This window comes from Pseudomonas botevensis (assembly GCF_019145475.1).
GTDB classification, from domain to species: Bacteria; Pseudomonadota; Gammaproteobacteria; order Pseudomonadales; family Pseudomonadaceae; genus Aquipseudomonas; species Aquipseudomonas botevensis.
This window is the reverse complement of the sequence record NZ_JAHTKI010000011.1, coordinates 71,971-96,680: the sequence shown is the minus strand read 5'-3', so window position 1 is coordinate 96,680 and position 24,710 is coordinate 71,971. Positions and strand designations below refer to the sequence as shown.

General features: G+C 61.7%; 18 protein-coding genes. 11 read left to right on the top strand and 7 right to left on the bottom strand.

All coding sequences use genetic code 11. The features are described from left to right. Positions 1–15 precede the first annotated feature (15 nt). From KVQ74_RS16085 to gcl, 3 genes are all read right to left on the bottom strand, one after another. Positions 16–909, bottom strand: a complete 894-nt coding sequence (locus tag KVQ74_RS16085) for a 2-hydroxy-3-oxopropionate reductase (protein ID WP_217832162.1) — start codon at positions 907–909, stop codon at positions 16–18. A 153-nt stretch (positions 910–1,062) separates the two neighbouring features. After that, a complete protein-coding gene (gene hyi, locus KVQ74_RS16080) occupies positions 1,063–1,845 on the bottom strand; it encodes a hydroxypyruvate isomerase (RefSeq protein ID WP_095050211.1) in 783 nt (260 codons plus the stop codon). 161 nt (positions 1,846–2,006) lie between these two features. After that, the gene (gene gcl / locus KVQ74_RS16075) at positions 2,007–3,782 is read right to left on the bottom strand and encodes a glyoxylate carboligase (RefSeq protein WP_217832161.1); all 1,776 of its coding nucleotides are present in this window, start codon (positions 3,780–3,782) and stop codon (positions 2,007–2,009) included. Positions 3,783–4,061: 279 nt separating this feature from the next. On the opposite strand from gcl, the gene KVQ74_RS16070 reads away from it, so the two are divergent. Beyond that, complete coding sequence (locus KVQ74_RS16070) at positions 4,062–4,502, top strand: GlcG/HbpS family heme-binding protein (RefSeq protein WP_217832160.1); 441 nt, start codon at positions 4,062–4,064, stop codon at positions 4,500–4,502. A 95-nt stretch (positions 4,503–4,597) separates the two neighbouring features. After that, a complete protein-coding gene (locus KVQ74_RS16065) occupies positions 4,598–5,668 on the top strand; it encodes an alpha/beta hydrolase-fold protein (RefSeq protein ID WP_217832159.1) in 1,071 nt (356 codons plus the stop codon). Between the two features lie 81 nt (positions 5,669–5,749). Here the strand turns inward: KVQ74_RS16065 and KVQ74_RS16060 are convergent, their stop codons facing one another. After that, on the bottom strand, positions 5,750–6,355 hold the full coding sequence (locus KVQ74_RS16060) for a TetR/AcrR family transcriptional regulator (protein ID WP_096822132.1): 606 nt from the start codon (positions 6,353–6,355) through the stop codon (positions 5,750–5,752). 193 nt (positions 6,356–6,548) lie between these two features. Here KVQ74_RS16060 and KVQ74_RS16055 point away from each other — a divergent pair, with 193 nt between their 5' ends. From KVQ74_RS16055 to KVQ74_RS16035, 5 genes are all read left to right on the top strand, one after another. Beyond that, on the top strand, positions 6,549–7,676 hold the full coding sequence (locus tag KVQ74_RS16055; protein ID WP_217832158.1) for an efflux RND transporter periplasmic adaptor subunit: 1,128 nt from the start codon (positions 6,549–6,551) through the stop codon (positions 7,674–7,676). A 12-nt stretch (positions 7,677–7,688) separates the two neighbouring features. After that, positions 7,689–10,772, top strand: a complete 3,084-nt coding sequence (locus KVQ74_RS16050) for an efflux RND transporter permease subunit (RefSeq protein ID WP_217832157.1) — start codon at positions 7,689–7,691, stop codon at positions 10,770–10,772. Continuing rightward, positions 10,762–13,884, top strand: coding sequence for an efflux RND transporter permease subunit (locus tag KVQ74_RS16045; RefSeq protein WP_217832156.1), 3,123 nt, complete (start codon positions 10,762–10,764; stop codon positions 13,882–13,884). Before KVQ74_RS16050 ends, KVQ74_RS16045 begins: the two co-directional genes overlap by 11 nt. Next, positions 13,885–15,321 carry an efflux transporter outer membrane subunit gene (locus tag KVQ74_RS16040; RefSeq protein ID WP_217832155.1) on the top strand — a complete coding sequence of 479 codons (1,437 nt, stop codon included), beginning with the start codon at positions 13,885–13,887 and terminating at the stop codon, positions 15,319–15,321. A 68-nt stretch (positions 15,322–15,389) separates the two neighbouring features. Continuing rightward, positions 15,390–16,304 (top strand): DUF808 domain-containing protein, encoded by a 915-nt coding sequence (locus tag KVQ74_RS16035; protein ID WP_217832154.1) that lies wholly within the window; start codon positions 15,390–15,392, stop codon positions 16,302–16,304. A 73-nt stretch (positions 16,305–16,377) separates the two neighbouring features. Here KVQ74_RS16035 and KVQ74_RS16030 read toward each other — a convergent pair whose 3' ends face one another. Together KVQ74_RS16030 and KVQ74_RS16025 are read right to left on the bottom strand one after the other, a co-directional pair. Then, entirely contained in the window at positions 16,378–17,166 is a 789-nt protein-coding gene (locus KVQ74_RS16030; RefSeq protein WP_217832153.1) for an MlaA family lipoprotein, read from the bottom strand. Then, entirely contained in the window at positions 17,159–18,457 is a 1,299-nt protein-coding gene (locus KVQ74_RS16025; protein ID WP_217832152.1) for a serine/threonine protein kinase, read from the bottom strand. Before KVQ74_RS16025 ends, KVQ74_RS16030 begins: the two co-directional genes overlap by 8 nt. Before the next feature lie 223 nt (positions 18,458–18,680). On the opposite strand from KVQ74_RS16025, the gene KVQ74_RS16020 reads away from it, so the two are divergent. Next, positions 18,681–19,049: a hypothetical protein gene (locus KVQ74_RS16020; protein WP_217832150.1), complete on the top strand. Its 369-nt coding sequence runs from the start codon at positions 18,681–18,683 to the stop codon at positions 19,047–19,049. Positions 19,050–19,150: 101 nt separating this feature from the next. On the opposite strand, the gene KVQ74_RS16015 is transcribed toward KVQ74_RS16020, so the two are convergent. Then, positions 19,151–20,746 carry a glycoside hydrolase family 17 protein gene (locus KVQ74_RS16015; RefSeq protein WP_217832148.1) on the bottom strand — a complete coding sequence of 532 codons (1,596 nt, stop codon included), beginning with the start codon at positions 20,744–20,746 and terminating at the stop codon, positions 19,151–19,153. A gap of 287 nt (positions 20,747–21,033) precedes the next feature. Here KVQ74_RS16015 and KVQ74_RS16010 point away from each other — a divergent pair, with 287 nt between their 5' ends. The 3 genes from KVQ74_RS16010 (at position 21,034) to KVQ74_RS16000 (ending at position 24,095) form a co-directional block, all read left to right on the top strand. Further along, entirely contained in the window at positions 21,034–21,885 is an 852-nt protein-coding gene (locus KVQ74_RS16010) for a glycine betaine ABC transporter substrate-binding protein (RefSeq protein WP_217832146.1), read from the top strand. 243 nt (positions 21,886–22,128) lie between these two features. Beyond that, positions 22,129–22,440, top strand: coding sequence for a DUF485 domain-containing protein (locus tag KVQ74_RS16005; RefSeq protein ID WP_217832144.1), 312 nt, complete (start codon positions 22,129–22,131; stop codon positions 22,438–22,440). After that, entirely contained in the window at positions 22,437–24,095 is a 1,659-nt protein-coding gene (locus tag KVQ74_RS16000) for a cation acetate symporter (RefSeq protein ID WP_217832142.1), read from the top strand. Before KVQ74_RS16005 ends, KVQ74_RS16000 begins: the two co-directional genes overlap by 4 nt. Positions 24,096–24,710: the final 615 nt, after the last annotated feature.

The window sequence follows — 24,710 nt, the reverse complement described above, 5'->3', positions numbered from 1 at the left end:
AAGCGGGGCAGGGGTTTACTGCTTATCGCGGATCGAGAAGTTGGCCATGTGTTCCAGGCCCTTGATCAGCGCCGAGTGGTCCCAGTTGCTGCCACCGATGGCCGCGCAGGTGCTGAACACTTGCTGGGCGTTGGCGGTGTTGGGCAGGTTGATGTTCAGTTCCTTGGCGCCCTGCAGGGCCAGGTTCAGGTCTTTCTGGTGCAGGCTGATGCGGAAGCCCGGATCGAAGGTGCCCTTGATCATGCGATCACCGTGCACTTCGAGGATCTTCGACGAGGCGAAGCCGCCCATCAATGCTTCACGCACCTTGGCTGGATCGGCGCCGTTCTTGGAGGCGAACAGCAGCGCTTCGGCCACGGCCTGAATGTTCAGGGCGACGATGATCTGGTTGGCGACCTTGGCGGTCTGGCCGTCACCGTTGCCGCCGACCAGGGTGATGTTCTTGCCCATGGCCTGGAACAGCGGCAGCGCGCGTTCGAAGGCATCGGCGTCGCCACCGACCATGATGCTCAGGGTCGCGGCCTTGGCGCCGACTTCACCGCCGGACACCGGCGCGTCGAGGTATTGCGCGCCTTTCTCGTTGATCTTCGCGGCGAAGGCCTTGGTGGCGGTCGGCGAGATCGAACTCATGTCGATCACGACCTTGCCCTTGCCGATACCGGCGGCAACGCCGTCGGCGCGGAACAGCACGTCGTCGACCTGCGGGGTGTCCGGCACCATGACGATGATGAATTCGGCTTCCTGGGCCACATCGCGCGGGTTGGTCAGGGCGACGGCGCCAGCGGCCACCAGATCGGCCGGGGCGGCGTCGTGGTGGGCGGACAGGAACAGGCTGTGACCGGCTTTCTGCAGGTTCGCCGCCATTGGGTGGCCCATGATGCCGGTGCCGATGAATCCGATTTTAGCCATGAGAAAATCCTCTTGTTTTTGTCTTGCTCAAGCAAATGGGGGAGCTGCTGCTTTATGGGAGCGGGCTTGCTCGCGAATGCGGTGGAACACTCGACATCCGTGCGGACTGAACCACCGCATTCGCGAACAAACCCAATCCCACCAGGTTCTGCTTCAGATTGCGTTGTGGGTTTTCAGCCAGCCGAGGCCCGCTTCAGTGGTGGTCAGCGGTTTGTATTCGCAGCCGACCCAGCCCTGATAACCGATGCGGTCCAGGTGCTCGAACAGGAAGCGATAGTTGATCTCGCCGGTGCCCGGCTCGTTGCGCCCCGGGTTGTCCGCCAGTTGCACATGGTTGATTTCGCCCAGGTGCGATTGCAGGGTGCGGGCCAGGTCACCTTCCATGATTTGCATGTGGTAGATGTCGTATTGCAGGAACAGATTGGCGCTGCCGACCTGCTCGCGAATCGACAGGGCCTGCGCCGTGTTGTTCAGGTAGAAACCCGGAATGTCGCGGGTGTTGATCGCTTCCATCACCAGTTTGATGCCCGCCGCTTGCAGCTTGTCGGCGGCGTACTTGAGGTTGGCGACGAAGGTTTTTTCCACGGTGGCATCGTCCACGCCTTGCGGACGGATGCCGGCCAGGCAGTTGACCTGGGTGTTGCCCAGCACCTGCGCGTAAGCGATTGCCAGATCGACCCCGGCGCGGAACTCTTCGACCCGGTCCGGCAGACACGCGATACCGCGCTCGCCTTTGGCCCAGTCACCGGCCGGCAGGTTGAACAGCACTTGGGTCAGGCCATTGGCATCGAGCCTGGCTTTGATTTCGGCGGAGCTGAAATCGTACGGAAACAGGTATTCGACACCACTGAAACCCGCCTTGGCGGCGGCGTCGAAACGGGCAAGGAAATCCTGTTCGGTGAACAGCATGGACAGGTTGGCTGCGAAACGCGGCATGGTGGTCTCCTAAAACAGATTTGAATTCGACGCGGTCAGTCCCCTCTCCTGGGGGAGAGGGCTAGGGTGAGGGGAATTCGGGTTGGCCCCGGATTCCGCGAATGGCACAAAACCATCCCCTCACCCCAGCCCTCTCCCGAGGGAGAGGGAGCTGAAAGCAGTCAGTCGAGCAACGAAATCGCCGTCGGCGCATCGTTACCGACCAGCGCCAGGTCTTCGAATTCGTTGACGGCGTTGATCTCGGTCCCCATGGAGATGTTGGTCACACGCTCCAGGATGATCTCGACAATCACCGGCACCTTGAACTCTTCGATCAGCTCTTCGGCCTTGCGCAGGGCAGGGGCGATGTCAGCCGGTTCGAACACACGCAGCGCCTTGCAACCGAGGCCTTCGGCGACCGCGACGTGATCGACACCATAACCGTTGAGTTCCGGCGCGTTCAGGTTATCGAAGGACAACTGCACGCAGTAGTCCATATCGAACCCGCGCTGGGCCTGACGGATCAGCCCCAGGTACGAGTTGTTCACCACAACGTGGATGTACGGCAGTTTGAACTGAGCCCCGACAGCCAGTTCTTCGATCATGAACTGGAAGTCATAGTCCCCCGACAGGGCCACGACTTTACGGTTCGGATCGGCCTTCACCACGCCCAGCGCCGCCGGAATGGTCCAGCCCAACGGGCCGGCCTGGCCGCAGTTGATCCAGTGACGCGGCTTGTAGACGTGCAGGAACTGCGCGCCGGCAATCTGCGACAGACCAATGGTGCTGACGTAGCAGGTGTCCTTGCCGAACACCTGGTTCATTTCTTCGTAAACGCGCTGCGGCTTGACCGGCACGTTGTCGAAGTGGGTCTTGCGTTGCAGGCTCTGTTTGCGCTGCTGGCAATCCTGCAGCCAGGCGCTGCGGTTCTTCAGTTTGCCGGCGGCTTGCCATTCGCGGGCGACTTCGATGAATACGGTCAGCGCGGCGGCAGCGTCGGAGACGATACCCAGGTCCGGGGTGAACACGCGGCCGATCTGGGTCGGTTCGATGTCGACGTGAATGAACTTGCGGCCTTCGGTGTAGACATCCACCGAACCGGTGTGACGGTTGGCCCAACGGTTGCCGACGCCCAGCACCACGTCGGATTTGAGCATTGTCGCGTTGCCGTAGCGGTGCGACGTCTGCAGACCGACCATGCCGACCATCAGCGGGTGATCGTCCGGGATGGTGCCCCAGCCCATCAGGGTCGGGATGACCGGGATGCCGGTCAGCTCGGCGAACTCAACCAGCAGCTCGCTGGCATCGGCATTGATGATGCCGCCGCCGGCCACCAGCAATGGACGCTCGGCCTGATCGAGCATGGCCAGGGCCTTCTCGACCTGAACGCGGGTGGCGCTCGGCTTGGCCAGTGGCAGCGGCTGGTAGGCGTCGATGTCGAATTCGATTTCGGCCATCTGCACGTCGAACGGCAGGTCGATCAGCACCGGACCTGGACGACCGGAGCGCATTTCATAGAAGGCCTTCTGGAACGCGTAAGGCACCTGGCCCGGCTCCAGAACAGTGGTCGCCCACTTGGTCACTGGCTTGACGATGCTGGTGATGTCGACAGCCTGGAAGTCTTCCTTGTGCAGGCGGGCGCGGGGGGCCTGGCCGGTGATGCACAGGATTGGAATCGAGTCGGCCGAGGCGCTGTAGAGCCCGGTGACCATGTCGGTGCCGGCCGGGCCGGAGGTGCCGATGCACACGCCGATGTTGCCGGCCTTGGTGCGGGTGTAGCCCTCGGCCATGTGCGAGGCGCCTTCAACGTGGCGCGCGAGGACGTGATCGATGCCGCCGACTTTTTGCAGGGCGGAGTACAGCGGGTTGATCGCAGCACCCGGAATGCCAAAAGCGGTATCAACCCCTTCACGGCGCATCACCAGAACGGCGGCTTCGATTGCTCTCATTTTGCTCATGGTTTTGTGCCTCTTTACGTTTTGTAATTGTATACAAGTGGCTTTGCGCAGAGTGTATTCACGGCGGATGGCGCAGGTCAATCCATTTTCTCAAGCAGCTGTTTCATTCGTCGGAAGCCTGTTCTGCTGTGGCTTTTCGTCGCATGAGGCGCTTTTCGAAAATTATTGTATACAAAAAAATAATTCATTGTGTTCTATTTGTTGCATCGGGTTGCGGCACGTCACGCGACAAAAGCGCGCAGCCCCACCGCTTTCCAATAACAAAATGAGGACGGCACCATGAGCGCTTTAACCTTGAAAGTCGCAGTCAACCTGGTCAGTGAAGCCATCAGCGCAGGGCGGGCGATCTCCGCTGCGCCGCTGACCATCGCGGTACTCGATACCGGCGGGCACCTGATTGCCCTGCAACGTGAAGACGGCGCCAGCCTGCTGCGCCCGAACATCGCCATCGGCAAAGCCTGGGGCGCCATTGCGCTGGGCAAGGGCTCACGCCTGCTGGCGCTGGACGCGCAACAACGCCCGGCATTCATCGCCGCGCTCAACAGCATGGGGCAGGGCAGCGTCGTGCCGGCACCGGGCGGTGTGCTGATCCGGGATCAGGCGGGGAACGTGCTGGGAGCGATCGGCATCAGCGGCGATCTGTCGGATGTCGATGAACAGGTGGCGATCAAAGCCGTGGAGGCGCTGGATCTGCGGGCGGATGCGGGGGTGGCGGCCTGACGGGAACTGAATCACCCCGGTTGGTATTGCGGTGATGACGAATCGGGGCGGCGTCGATAGACTGCCGCCCCGTTTTTGTATCAAGGAAGATCAGCGTGAAGACGCTACTTGGCTTTTCTCTGGCCACGGCCATGACCCTCGTCACTCCCTTTCTGCACGCCGCCGAACCGCTGGACGCCGAAGATATCGCGTTCCAGGCGCTGAGCCCGGTGGTCACCGCGTTGATCAATGCCGACGATGTTCCTGAATTGATGGCGCGGGCCGAGAAGCTCGAAGACACCGACACGTTGCAGGCCATTGCGGTTTATCTGGCGGCCACGCGTGAAGATCCCGAACAGATGCTTGCGCCTTATCAGGTCGCGGCGCTGTTTGCCCGCCGTGGCGATGACAAACTGGCCTTGCGCTTCCTGCAAGAGGCTGATGATCGTGGCATGTGGTTCGGCCCATTGTTGGCCGGCGACGAGGACTTTTCTGACCTGCGCGAGACATCCACCTACAAAGCCGTATTGGCCAACGCTCAGCAACGCTACAAGAAAATCGCTCCCGGCAAGGTCGGCGCCATTTCAGTGCTCAACCCGTCGGCGGATATTCCCGCGCCCAAGGCGTGTCGTCCGGTGGTGGTCTGGCTGCACGGCTACGGTATCAATGGTGAACTCGATGAGAGCTATCAACCGCTCGCGGACACCGGGGCCATTATCCTTGGCATCAACGGTACAGAAATGATCAACGCGGTCGACAGCTTTCGCTGGATCGGCCCGGGCTTCGAAGGCACCCATCAAACGGTGCAGAACGGCTTGAACCAATTGGCGGCGCAGCAATGCATCGATCGCAAACGCGTCTATCTGATGGGCTTCTCTCAAGGTTCACAACATGCAGGCGCATTGCTGGCGCAGCATCCGGATGACTACGCGGGCGCTCTGTTGCTGTCACCTGGCGGTCGGCAGCCGACACCAACGGTGAGCAAGGCTCACGGCAAAAGAGTGTTTGTGATCAACGGCAAATTGGAAGGGGCGGGCAATCAGCAGATGGCCACGTATTTTCGCAAGCTGTTCAGTGACGGCAACGAAGTCAAATCCCGTACTCATGAAGGCGGGCATTCCTTCCCGGATGACTGGAGCACATCCTTGCCGCAAGCACTGCGCTGGTTGATGGGTAGCGACGCCTGAAACAAAAAAATCGCAGGTCTGGCCACGTCTTCAGGACGCCTCGGCCAGGCCTGCGATTTTTTTTGCCTGTGTTTCGTGCCGTCAGTCCGGCTCGCAGCCTTTGAGGACCAGCCGGATAATCGTCTGTGCCGCCGCTTCGTAATCCGCCTCGTCGAGCTTTTCCTTGCCGGTCACGGCGGAGATCTGCCAGTCGAAGTCGGCGTAGGTCTGGGTCGCGGCCCAGATGCTGAACATCAGGTGGTTGGGGTCGATCGGGGCGATCTGGCCGCGGTCGATCCAGCTCTGGATGCAGTCGATGTTGTGCTTGGCCTGGCTGTTCAGTTGTTCGACCAGGTCGGCGCTCAGGTGCGGGGCGCCGTGCATGATTTCGCTGGCGAACACCTTCGAGGCAAACGGCAGGTCGCGGGAGATGCGGATCTTCGAGCGGATATAGCCGCTGAGCACTTCGCTCGGCACGCCGTCCGGGTTGAACGGGGTCGAGGCCTGCAGGATCGGCACGATGATGCTTTCCAGTACCTCGCGGTAGAGGTTTTCCTTGGACTTGAAGTAGTAGTAGACGTTGGGCTTGGGCAGCCCCGCCTTGGCCGCGATGTCGCTGGTTTTGGTCGCCGCGAAGCCCTTGTCGGCAAACTCCTCGCTGGCGGCACGCAGGATCAGTTCTTTGTTGCGCTCGCGGATTGTGCTCATAAACCCGGTGGTTCCTTGCCTGTTCTGGCGGTTGCGCATGGTAGCACCGGCCTCGCGCGGCGCTCAACAATGCCCGTCAGTGGCGCTCGTCGCGTCAGTCTGTCGCCAGCCTGAACAACTTCTCCATCCCTCGCGACGGCTTTCGGGACGCTGCTAGAGTCAAGGCAGACTCGGTGGCAAGAGGCGGGCGGTCATGGCGACACGCAGGCGCGGCAAAGTCCTGCTGATCATCGGCATTGTGCTGTTGCTGGGGCTTGGCTTGTGGATCTATCTGAGCGCCGGTCAGCATCGCGTCAAGCCTCCGCCCGCCGCTGAGCCGGTCGCGACGGTCGCCGTCAAGCTTCAAGACGTGCCGGTTTACATTGACGCACTGGGTACGGTGACCCCGACCCGTAGCGTGACGGTGGTGACGCAGGTCAACGGCATTCTCAGCTCGGTCGATTTCACAGAAGGCCAGCACGTCGGCAAGGGCCAGGTCATCGCCCGCATCGACGACCGCGCGCTGAAGGCGCAACTGGCGGTGGCCAAGGGCACGCTGATGCACGATCAGGCGTTGCTCGCCAACGCCGTGCGGGATCTGGCGCGTTATCGCGAGCTGATCAAGGTCGGCTCCACCACTCAGCAGACTCTCGATACCCAGGCCTCCCTGGTGCAACAACTGCAAGGTACGGTCGCTTCGGATCAGGGCAGCGTGCAGAACCTCGAAGTCCAGTTGAGCTACTGCACCATCACTTCACCGGTGGATGGCGTGGTCGGTTTGCGCCAGGTCGATCCCGGCAACTACGTGACCACCACCAGCACTACCGGGATTGCCGTGATCACCCAGATGACCCCGGCCACCGTGGTGTTCGCCGTGCCCGAGGACGATCTGGGTTCGATCAATCAGGCGATGTCCAAAGGCGTAGTCACGGTGCTGGCCTACGACCGCAACAAACACAACCTGCTGGCCACCGGCACTCTGCTGGCGCTGGATAACCAGGTCGATACCAGCACCGGCACGATCAAGGTCAAGGCGCAGTTCGATGACTCGGGCAAGGCGCTGTTTCCCAATCAGTTCGTCAACGCCCGGCTCAAGGCCGACACCCTGAGTCAGAACCCCGTGGTGCCAACCCGGACGATCCAGCATGGCAGCAAAGGCGATTTCGTGTTTGTGGTGGTCGACCCCGGCAACAAGGTCAGCCTGCGCAACATCAAGACCGGGCCGGCCATGGGCGACGTTTCGGCGGTGCTCGACAACGGGGTGAAGGCGGGCGAGCAGGTCGTCACCGAAGGTGCCGACAAACTCGACGATGGCTCGGCGGTGAAAGTCGTCGCGCCGTAGGAGGCGTAGCCCATGAACGTCTCGCGCCCCTTCATCGAACGCCCGGTGGCCACCACGCTGTTGATGGTCGCCGTACTGTTGCTCGGTCTGCTCGGTTATCACTTGTTGTCGGTGTCGGCATTGCCGGAGGTGGATTACCCGACCATTCAGGTGTTCACCCAGTACCCCGGCGCCAGTCCCGAGGTCATCAGTTCGTCGATCACCGCGCCGCTGGAACGCCAGCTCGGCGAGATGCCGGGGCTCAAGTCGATGAACTCCACCAGCTCCGACGGCGCTTCGGTGGTGACCCTGCAATTCGATCTGTCGCTGTCGCTGGATGTCGCCGAACAGGAAGTGCAGGCAGCAATCAACGCTGCCGGCACCTTCCTGCCGGCGAACCTGCCGTACCCGCCGGTGTACAGCAAGGTCAACCCGGCCGATGCGCCCGTTCTGACGCTGTCGCTGACCTCCGACGTGCTGCCACTGACCAAGGTCGAGGATCTGGCTGACACGCGGCTGGCGCAAAAGATTTCGCAGATCACCGGCGTCGGCCTGGTCACCCTCAGTGGCGGTCAGCGTCCGGCGGTGCGGGTCGAGGCCAACACGTCGGCGCTGAACAGTCTGGGACTGTCCCTGGATGACCTGCGCACCTCCCTGGGCACGGCCAACGTCAATCAGGCCAAGGGTAATATCGACGGCAAATATCAGGCGTACTCGATCGGCACCAACGACCAGTTGCAGTCGGCCGAGGAGTACCGCGACCTGGTGATCGCCTACAAGAATGGCGCACCGATTCGCCTGTCGCAGATCGCTTCGTCGACCCAGGGTCCGGAAAATCCTCGGCAAGCGGCATGGACCGACAGCACGCCATCGATTGTCCTGAATATCCAGCGTCAGCCCGGTGCCAACGTCATCGATGTGGTCGACCGCGTGCAACAACTGCTGCCCAAGCTGCGCGCCAGTTTGCCGGCGACGCTGAAGGTCAACGTGCTCACCGACCGCACGCAAACCATCCGCGCCTCGGTCACCGACGTGCAGTACGAGCTGGCGGTAGCGGTGTTGCTGGTAGTGATCGTGATTTTCCTGTTCCTGCGTAACGTGGCGGCGACGATCATCCCGGCGGTGACCGTGCCGCTGACGCTGGTCGGCACCCTGGCGGTGGCGTACGCGGTGGGGTTTTCGCTGAACAACCTGACGCTGATGGCGCTGACCATCGCCATCGGTTTTGTGGTCGATGACGCCATCGTCATGATCGAAAACATCACCCGCTACATCGAGGCCGGCGACTCGCCTATGCAGGCCGCGCTCAAAGGGGCGGAGCAGATCGGCTTCACCATCATTTCGCTGTCGGTGGCGCTGATCGCAGTGATGATTCCGCTGTTGTTCATGGGCGATGTGGTCGGCCGGCTGTTTCGCGAATTCGCCATGACCGTGGCGGTGACCATCGTCATCTCGGCGCTGATCACCCTGACCCTGACGCCGATGATGTGTTCGCGGATGCTCAAGCCCAAGCACGAGGAGCGCCGGGTCGATTTCTTCGACCGGGTCAACGGCTATTACGTCAAAGGCCTGGATTGGGTGCTGCTGCATCGCGGGCTGACGCTGATCTCGGTGGTGCTCACCGGGCTGCTGACGCTGTTGATCATCGTGGTCATGCCCAAAGGCTTTTTCCCTGAGCAGGACACCGGACTGATCCAAGGCATTTCCCAAGCCTCGCCGGGCATTTCCTTCCAGCAGATGCAGGTCGAACAGCAGCGGCTGGCCGCCCGGATTCTCAAGGACCCGGCGGTGGCGAGTCTTTCGTCGTTCGTCGGCATCGATCAGACCAATCCGACGATCAATCAGGGCAATCTGCTGATCAACCTCAAGCCCCATGGCGAGCGCGACAGCAGCGCAGCGGTGATCCGCCGGCTCTCCGATGCCAATGCCGACGACGCCGGGATTCGCCTGTACCTGCACAGCGTGCAGGATCTGACGCTGGACGCCACGGTATCGACCACCAGTTACCGCCTCGGACTGCAAGCTACCGACCCGGGCGAACTGGAAACCTGGACCAACAAACTGCTCGCGGCGATCAGGCAGGACCCGATGTTCACCGACGTGCAAAGCCAGGCGATGCAGTTCGGCAATCAGATCCAGCTCAACTTTGACCGCGCTACGGCTTCGCGTCTGGGCATCACCCCGCAAGCCATCGACGACGTGCTGTACGACGCCTTCGGCCAGCGCCAGGTGTCGACCATTTACACCCAACTGAACCAGTATCACGTGGTGATCGCCACCGACCATCCGCCGCACAATCTGGCCGACCTGTTGACCGGACTCTACGTCGCCATTCCCGGCGGCGGGGTCGCGCCGTTGTCGAGCATGGCGACACTGCAGGTGATTCGTGCGCCGGTAACCATCAACCGTCTGGGGCAATTTCCCTACGCCGATGCCTCGTTCAACCTCGCCCCCGGCCAGACCCTCGGCGCGGCGGTGACGCGGCTCAAGGACATCGAAACCCGGGCCGGCCTGCCGCTGTCGGTGCAAGCCAACCTGGAAGGAGCGGCGGCGACGTTCGAGGCGTCGTTGTCCAATCAGGTGTTTCTGGTGCTGGCGGCGATCATCGTGGTGTACCTGATGCTGGGGATTCTCTACGAGAGCTTCGTGCATCCGGTGACGATTCTCTCGACTCTGCTATCCGCCGCGCTCGGTGCCTTGCTGGCATTGCTGATCACCGGTACGCAGTTCGACATCATCGGTTTGATCGGCATCGTTCTGCTGATCGGTATCGTGATGAAGAACGGCATCATGATGGTCGACTTCGCCCTGGAGCTGGAACGCAAGGGCGGGCTCGATCCGGTAGCTGCGATTCGTCAGGCCGCCGAGCTGCGATTCCGGCCGATTCTGATGACCAGCATGGCCTCCTTGTTCGGTGCGGTCCCGCTGGCATTGGGCACCGGGATCGGCTCGGAGCTGCGTCATCCGCTGGGAATTGCGATCATCGGCGGACTGTTGCTCAGCCAGTTGCTGACGCTGTTCTCGACCCCGGTGATTTTCCTCGCCATGCATGGCCTGGAGCAGCGCTTCACCTGGCGCCGGCCAGCGGCGACCAAGGCCTTGCGCGATGAACCTTAGCGCGCCGTTTATCCAGCGCCCCATCGCCACCACGTTGCTGGCGGTCGGGCTGGCGCTGTTCGGTGTGCTGGCGTTCAACCTGTTGCCGGTGGCGCCGTTGCCGGAAGTGGATTTCCCGACCATCAGCGTGCGCGCGTCGTTACCCGGCGCTGACCCCAGCACGGTGGCGTCGTCAGTGGCGACGCCTCTGGAACGTCAGTTCGGGCAGATCGCCGGGGTCACCGAAATGACTTCGTCCAGTTCGTTGGGGGCGACCCGCATTACCTTGCAGTTCGACCTCAACCGCGACATCGATGGCGCGGCGCGCGACGTGCAAGCGGCGATCAATGCAGCCCGCAGCAATCTGCCGAGCGATCTGTCCGGCAACCCGACCTACCGCAAGGTCAATCCGGCCGACTCGCCGATCCTGATCCTCAGCCTGACTTCCGACACCGCGACCCGTGGCCAGATGTACGACGTGGCTTCTACTCTGCTCGAACAGCGCTTGTTGCAGACCACCGGTGTGGGCGATGTGACGGTGGGGGGCGCGGCCTTGCCGGCGGTGCGGATTGAGCTCAATCCGGATCGGCTCAATCGCTACGGCGTCAGCCTGGAACAGGTTCGCCAAGTGATTCAGGCGTCCAACGTGAATTTGCCCAAGGGCACCGTGTCAGTTGGTGATCAGTCCTACGGTCTGAAGGCCAACGACATGCTGTATCAGGGCACCGATTACGGGCCGTTGGTGGTCAAGCAACGCAACGGTGATCTGGTGCGCATTTCCGATCTGGGCGACGTCACCGAGGACGTCGAGGATCTGCGCAACTTCGGCCTGTCCAACGGCAAACCGGCGGTGCTGCTGGTGGTGTTCAAGCAGCCCGGCGCCAACGTCATCGACACCGTGGATGCGGTGAAGGCCGACCTGCCGTTTCTGCAGAGTTCGATCCCCTCGGCGATCAAGATCAACATCCTGATGGACCGCACCACCACCATTCGCGCGTCATTGCACGACGTGGAAGTGACCCTGCTGATTTCGATCGCGCTGGTGACGCTGGTGACCTTCGGCTTCTTCCGCGACTGGCGCAGCACGCTGATCCCGGCCATCGTCGTACCGCTTTCGCTGCTCGGCACCTTCGGGGCGATGTATTTTCTCGGCTACAGCCTCAACAACCTGTCACTGATGGCGCTGACCATTTCCACCGGGTTTGTGGTCGACGATGCGATCGTGGTGGTCGAGAACATCATGCGGCACCTGGAAAAAGGCGAGAGCCGCGTGCAAGCCGCGCTGGCTGGGGTGCGGGAGGTGGGCTTTACGGTGATGACCATCAGCGTGTCGCTGGTGGCGGTGTTCATTCCGTTGCTGCTGATGGGCGGGGTGGTCGGGCGGCTGTTTCGCGAGTTTTCGATTTCGCTGTCGGTGGCCATCGTGATTTCGATGCTGGTGTCGCTGACGGTGACGCCGATGCTCGCCAGTGTGCTGCTGCGTACTCAGCAACAGAGCGGCAAGGGTGACGATCACCCGGACTCGTACTTTCACCGCTTTTACGATCGCACCCTCGGTTGGGTCGTCGAGCATTCGTTCCTGATGGGGCTGCTGACGCTGCTGGTGATCGTGTTGGCGTGCGTGTTGTACGTGCTGGTGCCCAAGGGTTTCTTTCCGCAGGAAGACACCGGTCGCATGTCTGGCAGCATCATCGCGGCGCAGAGCATTTCCTTTGGCGCGATCCAGTCGAACTTCAGCGCGATCAATAAAAAGGTCTTGAGCAATCCGAACGTGGCGACGGTAGGCGGGTTTGTCGGTGGCGGTGGCGGGATCGGCGGGGCGGTCAACAGTGCGCAGTTGTTCATCACCCTCAAGCCTCTGGCGGATCGCAAGGACAGCGCCGATCAGGTCATCGGCCAGATTCGCCACACCCTCGGCGACATGCCTGGCACCCGTCTGTATCTGCAATCGGCGCAGGACATCACGGTCGGCGGTCGGCAGAGCGGGGCGCAGTACCAATACACGATGACTGCCGACGACCAGAGCACCCTCGACGAATGGGTGCCGAAAGTCGTCGCGGTGCTGCACGGCTTGCCGCAACTGGCCGATGTGAACACCGATCAGCAGGACAACAGCCTGATGGCCAGTGTCACTGTCAACCGCGATGCCGCCGCCCGGCTCGGGGTCAGCATGTCGGCCATCGACCAGACGTTGTACGACGCGTTCGGGCAACGCCAGGTTTCGACCATCTACCGCGCGGCCAATCAGTATCACGTGGTGATGGAGGTCGCGCCGCCGTACTGGGACTCCCCGGCGAGCCTGAAAAACCTCTACGTGCCGGTGGGCACCGCCGCCGTCACCAGCAAGGGCGCTGCGGCGGCGCCGAACCTCAGCGCCACGGCCTCGCAGGCGTTGGTGCCGCTGTCGACGCTGGCCGACTATTCGGTGGGGCGCACGGCTATCTCGATCAGTCATCAGGGGACATTTCCGGCGGTGACCGCTTCGTTCAACCTCGCGCCGGGCGTCTCCATCGGCCAGGCAACGGCGCTGGTGGACAACGCCGTCAAACAATTGCGCATGCCGGCCAGTGTGGTCGGCCAGTTTGCCGGGACGGCGCAGGTGTTCCAGTCTTCGGTGGCCAGCGAGCCGTTGCTGATCGTCGCCGCGCTGCTGTCGGTGTACGTGGTGCTGGGCATGCTCTATGAAAGCCTGGTGCATCCACTGACGATCCTGTCGACCTTGCCGTCGGCCGGCGTCGGCGCGCTGATTGCCTTGCTGCTGACCGGCACCGAGCTGTCGATCATCGCGCTGGTGGGGGTGATTCTGCTGATCGGGATCGTGAAGAAGAACGCAATCATGATGATCGACTTCGCCATCACCGAGCGCCGCGAATTCGGCTTGAGCGCCAAGGACGCGATCCGCCGCGCCTGCCTGATCCGCTTCCGGCCGATCATGATGACCACGCTGGCGGCGATTCTCGGCGCACTGCCGCTGGTGCTAGGCAGCGGTTATGGCTCGGAGCTGCGCCGGCCATTGGGGATTTCGATCATTGGCGGCTTGCTGTTCAGTCAGTTACTGACGCTATACACCACGCCAGTGATCTACCTTTGGCTGGATTGGGCGTCGCAGCGCCTGAAGCGTAAGGAGCAATAAATGAAACGTCGCCTGTTCCCAATGGGCGCAAGCCTGGTGCTGAGTCTGTTGTTGAGCGGTTGCATGGTCGGCCCGGACTACCACAAACCGGTCGTCGAACTGCCGACTTCGTTCAAGGAAGGCACGCCGTGGCAGCGCGCGCAGGCCAATCCGCAAGGCGCTCTGGACAGTCAGTGGTGGCGGGTCTATCAGGACCCGATACTCAACGATCTGATCGACCGGTCGGCCAAGGCCAACTCGTCGATCATCGGCGCCGAGGCGGCGTATCGGCTGGCGCAGGCACAAGTGGCGTCGAGCCGTGCCGGGTTGTGGCCAACCGTAGGCGTGGGGCTGTCCGGCGCTCGTGGTGTCGGCGGCGGGGCCAGTGGCAGCACCACCAGCGGTTTGACCGGCAGCAGCGGCAGCACCGTCGAGCAAACGGTCAGTGCCACCCTCAGTGCCAGTTGGGAGCCGGATCTGTGGGGGCAAGTGCGGCGCGGCATCGAATCGAGCCAGGCTTCTCTGCAATCGTCCGATGCGTTGCTGGCCGGCGTGCGGCTGTCCATCGGCGCCAGTGTGGCAACTGACTATCTGGGGCTGCGGCAACTGGATATCGACATCGACCTGTTGCAGCAACAGCAAGCCATCAATCAGCAACTGCTGACGATGATTCAGGCACAGACCGTTCAGGGCACGGCGACCAACGATCAACTGCTGGTGGCGCAGGATCAGCTCAGTACGGTGATCGCAGCGCTGCAAACGGCGCAGCGTTCGCGGGAACAGGCCGAACATGCGCTGGCGGTGTTGGTGGGAGTGGCCCCGGCGCAGTTCGACCTGCCCAGAGCCGCTGACTATCGCTTCACGACGCCCATGCCGCCGTCGGTGTTGCCGTCGAACTTGCTGCTGCGCCGGCCTGATGTGGTGTCGGCCGAACGCCTGGCTGCGGCGGCCAACGCGCGGATCGGGGTCGCCGAAGCGGCATTTTTTCCGACCTTGAGCCTGACTGCCGAAGGTGGCTTCCGGGGCTCGGCGCTGGGTGGCCTGCTCGCCGTGCCCAACCGCATCTGGACCCTCGGGCCGGCGCTGGCCGAAACCATTTTCGATGGCGGCGCCCGCGAGGCGGCAAAGCAGGAAGCCGAAGCCGCTTACGATCAGGACGTGGCCACGTATCGGGGCACGGTGCTCGGCGCGTTGCAGAACGTCGAGGACAACCTGTCGGCGATCAATCACCTGAACACGCAGGCGCAAGCCTTTGATCAGATGTTTCAGCGTAATCAGCAACTGTTCGGCAGTCAGCAGGCGCAGCAGCGGGCGGGGACGGTCAGCCAGCAAGCGGTGCTGACCCAGCAATTGGTGCTGTTGCAGGCCGAGCAAAACCTGCGTGATACCCAGGGTTTGCTCAGTCAGGGCAGTGTCGCGCTGTTCCAGAGCCTGGGCGGTGGCTGGCAGGTGCCGTGAATCTTTCGCCCGCTGTGTCGCGGCACGGTATGCTGCGCGCACTTTTTTCACGTAGGGAAGCCTGACCCATGGCAGGAAGCAGTTTGCTGGTGCTGATCGACGACATCGCCACTGTTCTGGACGACGTTGCGTTGATGACCAAAATGGCCGCGAAGAAGACCGCCGGGGTGCTCGGCGATGACTTGGCGCTCAACGCCCAGCAGGTTTCTGGCGTGCGTGCCGAGCGGGAAATCCCGGTGGTGTGGGCGGTGGCCAAGGGCTCGTTCGTCAACAAGCTGATCCTGGTGCCGTCGGCGCTGGCCATCAGTGCGTTCGTGCCGTGGCTGGTGACGCCGTTGCTGATGGTCGGTGGCGCGTACCTGTGCTTCGAAGGCTTCGAGAAGCTCGCGCACACGTTTCTGCACAGCAAGGCGGAAGACGAAGCCGAGCACGCGCAACTGGTTGAGGCGGTGGCTGATCCTGCGACCGATCTGGTGGCCTATGAAAAGGACAAGATCAAAGGCGCGATCCGCACTGACTTCATTCTTTCGGCAGAAATCATCGCCATCACCCTCGGCACCGTGGCTGATGCCTCGCTGACCCAGCAGGTGATCGTGATGTCCGGCATCGCCATCGTCATGACCGTGGGCGTCTATGGCCTGGTGGCCGGCATCGTCAAACTCGACGACCTCGGCCTGTGGCTGACCCGGAAGCCCGGGCAAATGGCTAAAAGCATCGGCAACGGCATCCTGCGTGCCGCGCCTTACATGATGAAGGGTCTGTCGGTGATCGGCACGGCAGCGATGTTCCTGGTCGGCGGCGGCATCCTGACCCATGGCGTGCCGGTGGTGCATCACTGGATCGAAGGCGTCAGCGCAGCGGCGGGCGGTGCCGGGTTTGTGGTGCCGCTGTTGCTCAATGGTGTGGCGGGGATTGTCGCGGGTGCGGTGGTGCTGGCGGTGGTTTCTGTGTTCAGCAAAATCTGCAAATCAATGAAAGGCTGAGCGCTCCCACAATAGGTGCAGAAAAAAGGGCCATTCGATTCACATCGAATGGCCCTTTTTTTACCTGCCGTTTTTACTCGGCAATCTGCAACTTACGCGACTCGGTGTACACGTAACGCACCTTCTCGTACTCGAACGGCGAGTTCAGCTGGCCGTAGCGGAAACTGGTCTGGTAGCGCTTGTCGACGGCGCGCAGTGCCCAGATTTCCGGGTGGTTGGAACTGACTTCGGAGACGTTCAAATAGTTGATCGCCGACTCGGCGGTGTAGTCGACGGCCAGGCCGGCGGTGTCGCGCAGGTTCGACGGGCCGAGGATCGGCAGCACGAAGTAGGCACCGCCCGGAACGCCGTAGAAGCCCAGGGTCTGGCCGAAGTCTTCACTCTGGCGCGGCAGGCCCATGGCGGTGGCCGGGTCCCACAGGCCGGCGATGCCGATGGTGGTGTTGAGCAACAGGCGCGCAGTGGTTTCCATCGAGCGCTTGCCCTTGAACTGCAACAGGCTGTTGACCAGGTTCGGCACGTCGCCCAGGTTGTTGAAGAAGTTGCTCACGCCGGTGCGCACGAAGCCTGGGGTCACGTAGCGGTAACCGTCGACCACCGGCAGAAACACCCATTGGTCGAAACGGTAGTTGAAGTGATAGACGCGGCGGTTCCACGACTCCAGCGGGTCATACACGTTCAGCGCGCTGAGGGTGGAGCGCTCGAATTCGCGCTGATCCAGCCCCGGGTTGAACTTGAGTTTGGACAGCGGCTCCTTGAAGCCATCGCTGTCGACCACCACCGGTGCATTGGCTTTGCTGTTGTCAGCCTGGGCCACGCCTGCACTGAGTAACGCTGCGATCAGCAGGAGATATTTAGCCACGGAAGAACTCCAGCATGGCGTCGCTGTTGACGCGGTAGTTAAGGTTGCCGCAATGGCCACCCAGCGGATAAACCGTCAGACGATCACCGAATGTCCTGCGCAGGAAACCGAGGTCGCCCGGGCCGAGGATCACGTCGTCGGCGTTGTGCATCACGGCGATTTTCGGGCTGTCGTGCAGATAATCCTTGAGCGCATACAGGCTGACCTGATCGATCAGTTGCAGCAGGCTGCCGCCGTCGGTGCGGGCGCGCCACATCGGAATCACTTGTTCGGTCAGGTAGCAGTCGAAGTCGCATTGCAGCGCGCGCTTGAGGAACGGCGTCAGGCTGGTGCCTTCGGTGATCGGGAATTTCGGCGGGGTGATCAGGCCGCGACGGTTGATCAGGTCCGAGGTGAAGGCGATGTCCGCCGCCGAGAAGCGGAACGAGGTGCCGATCAGCATCGCCATCTGCTCGTTGCTCAGGTGCTGCTTGGACTGCTGGAAGTCATAGAGCAGCGCATCGTTGAGGTCGATGTAGCCCTTCTGCTGGAAGTAGCGGGTCAGTTTGCCCAGCACCAGTTCATAGAACGTGGTGCTGTTGTTGATGCCCTTGACCTCGGTCTGCACCAGTTTGTCGAGGTTGGTGACCGAGGTGTACAGGTTGACCGGCGGATTGAGCAGCAGGACTTTCTTGAAGTTGAAACTGCGTCGGGTTTCGTCCAGATGCGCGACGAATGCCGCATCCAGGGCGCCGAGGCTGTAGCCGCTGAGGTAATAGTCGGTGACCGGCACTTTGGGGTTCTGCGCCCGCACGGCCTGCATCACCCGGTACATGTCTTCGGCGTCTTCCTTGGTCACGCCCGGCGTGGCGAAGCGCGAGGCGGCGCTCATGAAGTCGAAACTGGTCGGCGATGACAGCTGCACGACGTGGTAGCCAGCCTTGTAATAGAGCTTTTTCAGGTACTCGTTGAGCGTGCTGTCGTAGCGCGCACCGGTGCCGGCGATCAGGAAGATCAGGGGCGCGGCCTTGTCCTGGGTGGCGATGCGATAGGTCAGCTTTTTCACTGCCCAGAAGTTGTCCGGCAGGATGAACTCACGCTCCGGGCGCAGAGTGATGCTGCGGTCGGTCTGGTTGATGTCGTCGTCAAGCGGCAGTTCCGGGCGCAGGTCCGGCGGCGTGGTGGCGATGGTCGCTTCGAACGGGTTGGTCAGGGGATAGCCATAACTGGCGGCGTCGATATCCACCGCCAGTGCGGACGCACTCAGAATAAGGCCGCCAAACAGGGCGGCGAAGCGCAAGGAACGGAGCATGACTGGATCCCTTAAAGGAAGGTGCCGAATGAAGTTCGCAGGCTATGACCACAAGGTTTGCGCCAAAGTGCCATGTACGGCGCCAAACGGACGTATTTCGGGGGTAATAGTAGCTGGACGATACACTTTGCACGGTCTGGATGAACAGTTAACAGTTGTTATTGCTTGCGTATGGATGGCGGCAGATTAAGCTGGCCGGCGATTTCATCGATTGGAGTGTTCCATGTCCCGCCGTTTGCCCGTGATTCTGTTGCTCGTGCTGTTGCCGTTATGGCTGGCCGCCAGTTATGGCGCGCGTTATGGCTTCATGGAGGACGGACAGTGGGTCGGCATCTGCGTCGATGAGGCGAGCCGCTGGGAATGCCAGGTGCGTTCCACTCTCGGGCTGATGATTCATTTCAAGGTGCTGGGATGGGCGGCGCTTGGAACTGCGCTGGTCGGTTTCGTGCTGCCGGGACGGGCAGGGTGGTGGCTGGCGGTTCTGGCGCTGCTGTGCGGATTGCCGGCACTGGCGTTGTACAACACGACGCTGGCGGTGTTTGCCGTGGTGATTGCCGGGTTGCGGCTGGTCAGGGCTTCGCGCAGCGCCTGACAGTCAGGCTTCGCGAGCAAGCACCACAGGGAATCGTGAACAACACAGATCCAGTGTGGGAGTGGGCTTGCCCACGAAAGGGCCAGAGGCTGAGCTGAAAGTCAGCCCTTGCGAACCCGCAGACAGCGCCACAACGCAGCCACCATCAGCACGCTGACCAGCGCCCACCCCCAGGCCTGCTGATTCTGCAAGCCTTCACGGAACAACTGCGGCGCAATCCCGGCACCGATGATGAACGTCAGCAGGGCAATTTCACGACGTGCCACCGACACCGGTCGGCACAGGTAAACCAGTGCCGGCAGAATCAGCGCGACACTCGGAAAGCTGCGATAGCGCGGATCGAACACCAGTTCCAGCATCATCACCGCCGCTGCGAACCCTGAAACCGCCACCAGCCACCCGGCATGCCGCTCGAAGACGTCGAAAACCCGCGCGCGCCAGCCATCACGGACGCCCAAGGTCAGCGCGGCATGGGCCAGCACCAGCAGATTCAGAATCGTCAGCAATCCGACCCACAGCCATTCGCTGGCGAATCGCGTCGTCAGCCGGGCCAGATCACCCCAGGCACCGATCGAGCAGGCGGCGAGGGCGCCGAGCAACGGCAGCACCAGCGCAGAGCGCGTGCTGCGAACCCGTCCGCCGAGCAGCAGCGTCCCCAGAAAAATCAGGCCGCCGACCGCCAGCCATTGCGACCAGTACGGCACGTTCGACACGGGGCCGGCGAGTACGCCCTTGTCCTGGCGATCGGCATCGAACAGCCCCCAATAACCACCGACCGCGCCTTCGCTGGCACGTTTCCACGGCTGGTCGAAGGCTTCGATCAGGTTGTAATGCCAGCCCTGTTGCTCGGCCAGGGTGACAAAACCACGAATGAACTTGGCCTCGTTGACCCGGCTCGGCAGGGCGGTCTCGCGCTGGCGTCCCTCACTCGGCCAGCCGGTTTCGCCAATCAGCACGTCCTTGGGCGCGAACCTGATCCCGAACTCCCGGCGCACATCCGCTACGTGCTGCAGCGCGGCGTCGATGTTCGACGGGTCATCTTCCCAGTACGGCAACAGGTGGATGGTCAGGAAATCCACCGCCGGCGCGACTTCCGGGTGCTTGAGCCAGAACTCCCAGACGTCGGCGTACGTCACCGGTTGCTTGACGTGCGCCTTGACCTTATTGATGAGCCGGGCCAGTTGCGCGCCGGTTACTTCCTTGCGCAGCAGTGCTTCGTTGCCGACGATCACCGCGCTGACCACGTCCGGGTTGGCGTTGGCCGAGGCGATCAGCAGATCGACTTCCTTTTCCGTGTCCACCGGGTTGCTGTTGACCCAGGCGCCGATCATCAACTTCAAGCCGTGCTTGCGCGCCAGATCCGGCAACGCTTCGAGGCCGGTCATCGAGTAGGTGCGGATGCATTCGAAGCGCGTTGCCAGCAGTGCGAGGTCGGCGTCCATGCGCTCGGGGCGCAGTTTGAACGGCACGTCGAACGGCGACTGGTCCTTGTCGAACGGGGTGTAGGAGGCACATTGCAACTTGTGGGTCGGGGTCGCGACGTCCGGCAGGATCACCGGTTGGCCGAGGCCATACCAGAAGCCGCCGAGGGCAAACAGCCCGAGCAGGCAGGCGAACAGATAAGGCAGAAAAGGGAAGCGGGAGGTCGCGGACATGGTCAGGCCGGGTGGCTGCAAAGCGACGCATGTTACCTGCATTTAGTGCGGGCTTGGGGCCTCGCATGATTTTGTCATGCAAAGTTCGGGCGGATTGCCCGATGGGATTTCCCGGCGCCACATTAATGGCTTTCTGATGTCGTTTCTCGTTGCCTTGAGGTCGCTGGCAGAGCAGGTCGTCGACGGCGTCAGGTTGATGATCGAAGCCGTCAGTACTCCGCTGATGTTCGCACGAGTTTGCGGTCGGGCGTGATGGGGGCGCCGAGCACCATAACAATACGTTGACGCCGTCCGGCATCCGTCGGGCGCAGCATTTCGGGGAAGTAACGATGAAGATGCGACGACTTTTAGGCGCAGGTGCCGCACTGGTACTTGCGATGGGCTCCACGCTGGCCAGTGCTGAAACCAAGACCCTGAACATCGGTTACGTTGACGGCTGGTCCGACAGCGTCGCGACCACCCACGTAGCGGCTGAAGTGATCAAGCAGAAGCTCGGCTACGACGTGAAACTGCAAGCCGTCGCCACCGGGATCATGTGGCAAGGCGTGGCTACCGGCAAACTCGACGCCATGCTTTCGGCCTGGCTGCCAGTCACTCACGGTGAGTATTGGGCGAAGAACAAGGATCAGGTCGTCGACTACGGTCCGAACTTCAAGGATGCGAAAATCGGCCTGATCGTGCCGGAGTATGTCAAAGCCAAGTCCATCGAAGACCTGAAAACCGATGACAGCTTCAAGAAGCGCATTGTCGGCATCGACGCCGGCTCGGGCGTGATGCTCAAGACCGACCAGGCAATCAAGGATTACGACCTGACCGGCTACAACCTCAAGGCCAGCTCCGGCGCCGGCATGATCGCCGAGCTTACCCGCGCCGAGAAAAAGAACGAGTCGATCGCCGTGACCGGCTGGGTGCCGCACTGGATGTTCGCCAAGTGGAAACTGCGCTTCCTCGAAGACCCGAAAGGCGTGTATGGCGCGGCTGAAACCGTGAACAGCATCGGCAGCAAAGAGCTGGATACCAAGGCTCCGGAAGTCGCCAAGTTCCTGAAGAACTTCCAGTGGGCATCGAAGGATGAAATCGGCCAGGTCATGCTGGCGATCCAGGACGGCGCCAAGCCTGAAGCGGCGGCCAAGGATTGGGTTGCCAAGCACCCTGATCGCGTAGCCGACTGGACCAAATAACAGCCACCAGGCGTTAAAACTGTGGGAGCGGGCCTGCCCGCGATGGCGGTCTGTCAGTCGACTGATGGGTGGACTGATACGACGCCTTCGCGAGCAAGCCCGCTCCCACATTGCTTTTCGGGTGTGCTGGAAAATGGCATTTGTGTCATGGCGTTCTACTACTAAGGTCGTCTGGAACCGCGCTCGCAGCCGCATACAGTGGATATCGTTCCAACAATAATCTGTGCTGCGAGGATAAAAACAATGAACGACAGCATTTACCTCTCTATTCAGAACAGCCCGCGCTTCAAGGAGCTGGTCAAGAAAAGAGAACGATTCGCCTGGATACTCTCGGCGATCATGCTCGGGCTTTACTCCGCCTTCATCCTTCTGATCGCTTACGGGCCGCAAGTGCTCGGGGCGAAACTCAGTCCTGAATCATCCATCACCTGGGGCATTCCGCTCGGTGTCGGCCTGATCGTTTCGGCCTTCGTTCTGACCGGCATCTACGTGCGTCGCGCCAATGGCGAGTTCGACGACCTGAACAATGCGATTCTCAAGGAGGCTCAGCAATGATCCGGCGTCTACTGGCTCTTTTGAGCATCGCAGCGTTCGCTCCAGCCGTCTGGGCCGCTGACGCCCTGACCGGCGAAGTCCATAAACAACCGCTCAACGTTTCCGCGATCGTCATGTTCGTGGTGTTCGTCGGCGCGACCCTGTGCATCACCTACTGGGCCTCCAAGCGCAACAAGTCGGCGGCCGACTACTATGCGGCGGGCGGCAAGATCACCGGTTTCCAGAACGGTCTGGCGATTGCCGGTGACTACATGTCGGCGGCGTCCTTCCTGGGGATTTCCGCGCTGGTGTTCACCTCCGGCTACGACGGCCTGATCTACTCGATCGGCTTCCTGGTGGGCTGGCCGATCATTCTGTTCCTGATCGCCGAGCGTCTGCGCAACCTGGGTAAATACACCTTTGCCGACGTGGCGTCCTATCGTCTCGGGCAAACCCAGATCCGCACCCTGTCGGCCTGCGGTTCGCTGGTGGTGGTGGCGTTCTACCTGATCGCGCAAATGGTCGGTGCCGGCAAGCTGATCCAGCTGCTGTTCGGCCTCGACTATCACGTCGCGGTGATTCTGGTCGGTATCCTGATGTGCCTCTACGTGCTGTTCGGCGGCATGCTGGCGACCACCTGGGTGCAGATCATCAAGGCTGTCTTGCTGCTCTCCGGCGCGTCGTTCATGGCGCTGATGGTGATGAAGCACGTCAACTTCGACTTCAACACGCTGTTCTCCGAGGCGATCAAGGTTCACCCCAAAGGTGAGGCGATCATGAGCCCGGGCGGCCTGGTGAAAGATCCGATTTCGGCGTTCTCCCTGGGTCTGGCGCTGATGTTCGGTACGGCCGGCCTGCCGCACATCCTGATGCGCTTCTTCACGGTGAGCGATGCCAAGGAAGCGCGTAAGAGCGTGCTGTACGCCACTGGTTTCATTGGTTACTTCTACATCCTGACCTTCATCATCGGTTTCGGCGCGATCCTGCTGGTCAGCACCAACCCGGCGTTCAAGGATGCGGCGGGCGCTCTGCTCGGCGGCAACAACATGGCGGCGGTCCACCTGGCCAACGCGGTGGGTGGCAGCATTTTCCTCGGCTTCATCTCGGCGGTAGCGTTCGCGACCATTCTTGCGGTGGTGGCGGGGCTGACCCTGGCCGGTGCTTCGGCGGTGTCTCACGACCTTTACGCCAGCGTGGTCAAGAAGGGCAAGGCCAACGAAAAAGATGAAATCCGCGTTTCGAAGATCACCACCGTCGCACTCGGTGTGCTGGCTATCGGCCTGGGCATCCTGTTCGAAAGCCAGAACATTGCGTTCATGGTCGGCCTGGCGTTCTCCATCGCGGCGAGCTGCAATTTCCCGGTGCTGCTGCTTTCGATGTACTGGAAGAAGCTGACCACCCGTGGCGCGATGATCGGCGGTTGGCTGGGGCTGGTGAGTGCGGTGGGGCTGATGATCCTCGGCCCGACCATCTGGGTGCAGATCCTGCACCACGAGAAGGCGATCTTCCCATACGAGTACCCTGCGCTGTTCTCGATGATCATTGCCTTCATCGGTATCTGGTTCTTCTCGGTTACCGACAAGTCCGCAGCGGCGGATAAAGAGCGTGAGTTGTTCCATCCGCAGTTTGTGCGTTCGCAGACTGGGTTGGGGGCTAGCGGGGCGGTTTCGCATTAAAAGCAGAGCTGCAAGCTTCAAGTTGTGAGCTTCAAGTGAAATGCCCCGGTCGTGAGATCGGGGCATTTCTTTTGTGGGCGGTTATCGGACGGCTTGGTGTGGTTTTTTTGATTGGGTACATATCCGTTGCTGCGGTAACGGCTTCTTAGGGTTTCGCCCTGACTGTGGCGAGTCACCTTTTCCAAACGCCGAAAAGGTAACCCAAAAGGCTTTACCCTGACGTTCGGCCCTCGCTGTGGCTCGGGTTCCTTCGCTCCGGGATCGATCCGGGGGCATCGCCTCCGGTTTGCTTCGCTGCACCTCCTCTCGATGTGTTTGGCTTTGCCAAACGGTCGCTGCGCTCCCACCCCCGGATCAATCCCTCCACTCAGCCTGCCGACGGGCCTTGAGATCAAAAGCTTTGCTCGAGCTAACGCTCATCGTGGTGTGTGGTGGGTGGCTCTTGATCTGGCTTTTGCTTTTGCTTTTGCTTTTGCTTTTGCTCTGGCTCTGGCTCTGGCTTTTGATTTTTGCCCCTTCGGCAGGCCGAGCGGAGGTGTTCATCAGGGGGTAGGCGCGCAGCGCCGTGCGGCGAAGCCGCATACATCGAGAGGAGGTGCAGCGAAGCAAGCCGGA